Source organism: Longimicrobium sp. (assembly GCF_036554565.1).
Lineage (GTDB): Bacteria > Gemmatimonadota > Gemmatimonadetes > Longimicrobiales > Longimicrobiaceae > Longimicrobium.
In genome coordinates this window covers 1-4,198 of record NZ_DATBNB010000435.1, presented here as the reverse complement: position 1 = coordinate 4,198, position 4,198 = coordinate 1, and the positions used below count along the sequence as shown (strand labels likewise).

Annotated in this window: 6 protein-coding genes; all 6 read left to right on the top strand. The window is 68.6% G+C overall.

Features of this window, described 5'->3' with window-relative positions; translation table 11 throughout:
* Positions 1-201, top strand: a 201-nt coding sequence (locus VIB55_RS11910) for an SDR family oxidoreductase (RefSeq protein WP_331876867.1), incomplete at its 5' end; no start/stop codon positions are given.
* Positions 198-1,454 (top strand): competence/damage-inducible protein A, encoded by a 1,257-nt coding sequence (locus VIB55_RS11905; RefSeq protein WP_331876866.1) that lies wholly within the window; start codon positions 198-200, stop codon positions 1,452-1,454. The genes VIB55_RS11910 and VIB55_RS11905, both read left to right, overlap by 4 nt.
* Positions 1,455-1,540: 86 nt before the next feature.
* Entirely contained in the window at positions 1,541-1,816 is a 276-nt protein-coding gene (locus tag VIB55_RS11900; protein ID WP_331876865.1) for a type II toxin-antitoxin system prevent-host-death family antitoxin, read from the top strand.
* Positions 1,797-2,234 (top strand): putative toxin-antitoxin system toxin component, PIN family, encoded by a 438-nt coding sequence (locus VIB55_RS11895; RefSeq protein ID WP_331876864.1) that lies wholly within the window; start codon positions 1,797-1,799, stop codon positions 2,232-2,234. Before VIB55_RS11900 ends, VIB55_RS11895 begins: the two co-directional genes overlap by 20 nt.
* A 39-nt stretch (positions 2,235-2,273) precedes the next feature.
* Entirely contained in the window at positions 2,274-2,582 is a 309-nt protein-coding gene (locus VIB55_RS11890; protein WP_331876863.1) for a hypothetical protein, read from the top strand.
* A gap of 70 nt (positions 2,583-2,652) precedes the next feature.
* The gene (locus tag VIB55_RS11885; protein WP_331876862.1) at positions 2,653-4,104 is read left to right on the top strand and encodes an RNB domain-containing ribonuclease; all 1,452 of its coding nucleotides are present in this window, start codon (positions 2,653-2,655) and stop codon (positions 4,102-4,104) included.
* Positions 4,105-4,198 lie beyond the last annotated feature (94 nt).

Here is a 4,198-nt window from a genome sequence, read left to right as displayed (position 1 = left end):
CCCATGAACCGCTTCGGCGAGCACGACGAGCTCGCGAACCTGGCCGCCTTCCTGGTGTCGGACGGGGCGCCGTTCATCAACGGCGAGGTGGTGACCATCGACGGTGGCGAGTGGATCGGCTCCGGCGGCGAGTTCAACGGGCTCACCCGCATGCCCCGCGCGATGGTGAAGGGTGCCCTCAAGGCGATGCGCGGCAAGTGAGGGCCGCCTTTCTCGCCATCGGCGACGAGATCGTCGGCGGGCTGACGACCGACACCAATTCCGGCTTCCTTGCGACGGAGCTGAAGCCGCTGGGTGTGCAGCCCGTGGCGGGCTTCGCGGTGGCGGACGACGAAGACGACATCATCCGCGCACTTCGCCGGGCGCTGGAAGAGGCCGAGCTGGTGGTGTGCACCGGCGGGCTGGGCCCCACCGCCGACGACCTGACGACTGCCTGCGTGGCGAAGCTCGCCGGGCGCGAGCTGGTGCTGGACGAGCCGTCGCTGCGCGCCATCGAGGAACGGTTCCGGGCGCGCGCGCTGGAGATGTCGCCCAACAACCGGAAGCAGGCGCTGTTTCCCGAGGGCTCCACCATCTTTGCCAACCCGAACGGCACCGCCCCCGGATTCATCTGCCCGGTGGAGGTGGACGGCACCACTCGCCACGTCGCGTGCTTTCCCGGCGTGCCGCGCGAAACCCGGGAGATGGTGCCCGCGTCGCTGGTGCCGTGGGTGGCGGCTCGTACGCCGGACCAGAAGTTTGCCTCGCGCTCCTTCAGCACCTTCGGCCTGGCGGAAAGCAAGCTCGACGAGCTGCTGGAGGGCGCCATCGATCCGTCGGAGGCGCGGTTGGCGTTCCGCGCGGCGTTCCCGCGGATGCAGGTGCGGGTGACGGTCTTCGGGCGGCCGGACGAGGACCTGGATCCGCGCCTGGACGATCTGGAGGCGCGCATCCGCGAGCGGCTGGGGAACGCCATCTACGCGGTGGGCGACGAGGGGATGGAGGAGACGGTCGGCCGGCTGCTGCGGGAGCGCGGGCTGACGCTGGCCGTGGCCGAGTCATGCACGGGCGGCAAGATCGGCGACCGGGTGACGGACGTGCCGGGGAGCTCCGAGTACTTCCTGCTCGGCGTGGCCACGTACGCCAACGAGGCCAAGGTGCGCGTGCTCGGCGTGTCGGAAGCCACCCTCGCGGAGCACGGCGCGGTGAGCACCCAGACGGCCGAGGAGATGGCGGCGGGCGTGCGCAAGCTGGCGGGTGCGGACCTGGGGATCGCCACGACAGGCATCGCCGGCCCGGGGGGCGGCACGCCGGAGAAGCCGGTGGGCACGCTGTGCATCGGGCTGGCGTGGGAAGGCGGGCAATGGTCGCGCCGCTACGACGTGGGCAACCGCGGCCGCGAGTGGCTGAAGGGCATGGCCGCCCAGATCGCGCTGGACCGGGTCCGCCAGTGGTTGCTGGGCGTGGCGGATTGAGGATGGGGCTTGACCAGACTGTTCGGTTTGTGCACGTTTCTGAGCGGGGTACCCGAGCGGGAAGGATCACGATGGATGCTGAGCGAATGGACATCTCGCACGTACGTGAGCGTTTGAGTGAGGTGCTTGCGCGCGTCGAGTGCACGCGCCGCCCTGTCGTACTAACGTCGGATGGCCAAGACGTGGGAGCCTTTCTGCCCTTGCAGATGTATCGCGCGCTGATCGAAGAACGCGAGGCAGTTTTCGAGGCTCTGGCGCAAGCCGTAGCCAAGCAGCCGCAGTATCCGGAGGAAGAAGTCGAACGCGACATTGCCGAAGCCATCGCCGCCATACGGGGGAAAGGTGCTGCGAGTCGTATTTGATACATCGGTTCTGGTCAGCGTCGCCCTGACGCCCAAAGGAGTGCCCGCTCAGGCCTACGAGGCTTGGCGGGCACTTCGCTTTTCTCTTTTTACGACACGGGCGATTATCCACGAGGTCCGAACGACGCTTGGCTACGCGCGAATCAGGCGGCGGTACGACTGCGCCGAGGCAGCGGACGGAATTATGCGCGCCCTCCACCAAAAGGCGATGTTCGTGTCGGGGACCGCCGAGGTAAGCGTGTACGTTCGCGATCCGAAGGACTACATGATCCTTTCCGCCGCTGCTGAAGCGGAAGCACACGTGCTCGTCTCGAGCGACCAGGATCTCCTCGTGCTCGGGTCGTACGAGGGAACTATGATCCTGTCGCCGCGGCAGTTTCTTACCTGGCTGGACAGCATCAAGCCGGAGAAATCGTGATGTGCCTGTTCCATCAACAATGCCGAAACGGAAGGCCCGATGACGCCCGAACGAGTCGATCTCGCTGAAGCGGGAGAGCAGTTGGAGAGTCTGCTGCAGCGTGCAGAGACAAACCATCATCCCGTGCTGTTGGAGGAGGAGGGGTGTGTGGTTGGTGCACTCGTGCCCATCTACATGTACTCCACGATTGTGGGGGAGCGAACCGCCCGCTCGGAGGCATTCAGGCGCGCCGGCGAGAGGATGCCGCAGTATCCCGACGAGGAGGTCGAGCGAGACATCGCTGAAGCCCTCGCCGCTGTTCGGCGTGAACTCCGGGCACTGGACGAAACGGAGCCGCCGGAACGCTGACCGTGGCCCGCTCGCAAACTGTCGGACCGTAGCTTGCGCGTAGCTGCTCCTGAACCGTGGACCGGAGACGATGATGGCGGGTGGCGACGGGTTGGTGGAGCAGGCGCTGAACGCGGCACGAGAGGAGTTCGGCGTGCCCGCGGAGTTTCCGCGGGAGGTGACGGAGGCCGCGGCCGAGGCGGCCCGGCGAGTCGTGTCCCCTGGCAACGGCCGGGAGGACCGGCGCGACCTCCCGCTGGTGACGATCGATCCACCCGGCAGCCGCGACCTGGACCAGGCCGTTGGGATCCGCACAGAGCCGGACGGCGGATTCCGCCTGTGGTACGCCATCGCCGATGTCGGCTTCTTCGTGGACCGCGGCGGCCCGATCGAGACCGAGGCGTTCAAGCGCGGCGTGACGTTCTACGCGCCCGACCACAAGGTCTCGCTGTATCCCCCCGCCATCAGCGAGAACGCGGGGAGCCTGCTTCCCGGAGTGGACCGCCCGTGCATCCTCTTCGACTTCGCGCTGGATGACCGTGCGGAGGTCAAGGAGCTCACCGTCGCCCCGGCGGTGGTGCGCAGCCGCGCGCAGCTGACGTACGCGCAGGTGGTGGAGCACGTGTGCGAGGACGGAACGGCGTTCCGCGGCGAGGAATGGGTGGGAACGCTGGATGAGATGCGCCGGTTCGGTGAGCTGCGCGAGAAGATCGAGGCGGAGCGCGGCGGCGTGTCGCTGCCGCTGGTGTCGCAGCACGTGACGCACATGGCCGCGCGCAACCTGGGGTACACGCTCGAGTTCGAGCAGCCGATGCCGTCGGAAGAGTGGAACGAGCAGGTGTCACTGCTGGTGGGGCACTGGGCCGCGCGGCGGATGCTGGAGGCCGGCATCGGCATGCTGCGGACGATGCCGGCGCCCAATCCCGAGGCCCTCGCGGGCTTCCGCCAGTCCGCCCGGGCGCTGGGCTTCGCGTGGCCGGACCGGATGAGCTACCCGGAGTTCATCCGCTCGCTGGACGTGAAGCATCCCCGCATCACACCGCTGGTGTGGCAGGCGCGGCCGGTAATGCGCGGCGCGGACTACGTTTCGTTCGAAGGCGATCCTCCCGAAAACCCGCTGCACCACGCGCTGGCGATGCCGTACGCCCACGCCACGGCGCCGCTCCGCCGCCTGGGAGACCGCTACGTGCTCGACCTCCTCATCACTCTCGCCGCCGGCCGCCGCCCCACGCCGGAAGAGGTGGACACGCTCAAGCGCCTGCCCGCCGTGATGAACGACGCCGATTCTCGCGCGGCCAAGCTGGAGCGCCGGGCCGTCGACGTGGCAGAGGCGTGGATGCTTCGCGACCGCGTGGGCCAGTCGTTCGCGGCGACGGTGCTGGGCGTGCGCGGCGGTGACGTCGAGGTGCAGATCGACGATCCGCCGATCCGCGCCGCCGCCGACAAGGGCGACACGCGCTACGATCCGGGCCAGACGCTGACCGTGGTCCTGGAGAGCGTGTCGGTGCAGGATGGACGCGTGGAGTTTCGCGTAGGCGGCTGAGGCGGCGCCGAGGTGGCGTTTCGATGTGAGTCGGGTGCATCCGCGGCCGCCCCCCATCCCCAGCCCTTCCCCCGCAAACCCCGCGGGGGAAGGG

Excerpts from the sequence above, each read along its gene's own strand:
- VIB55_RS11900 (WP_331876865.1), top strand. The coding sequence starts at position 1,541 with ATGGACATCTCGCACGTACGTGAGCGTTTGAGTGAGGTGCTTGCGCGC.
- VIB55_RS11890 (WP_331876863.1), top strand. The coding sequence starts at position 2,274 with ATGACGCCCGAACGAGTCGATCTCGCTGAAGCGGGAGAGCAGTTGGAG.
- VIB55_RS11885 (WP_331876862.1), top strand. The coding sequence starts at position 2,653 with ATGATGGCGGGTGGCGACGGGTTGGTGGAGCAGGCGCTGAACGCGGCA.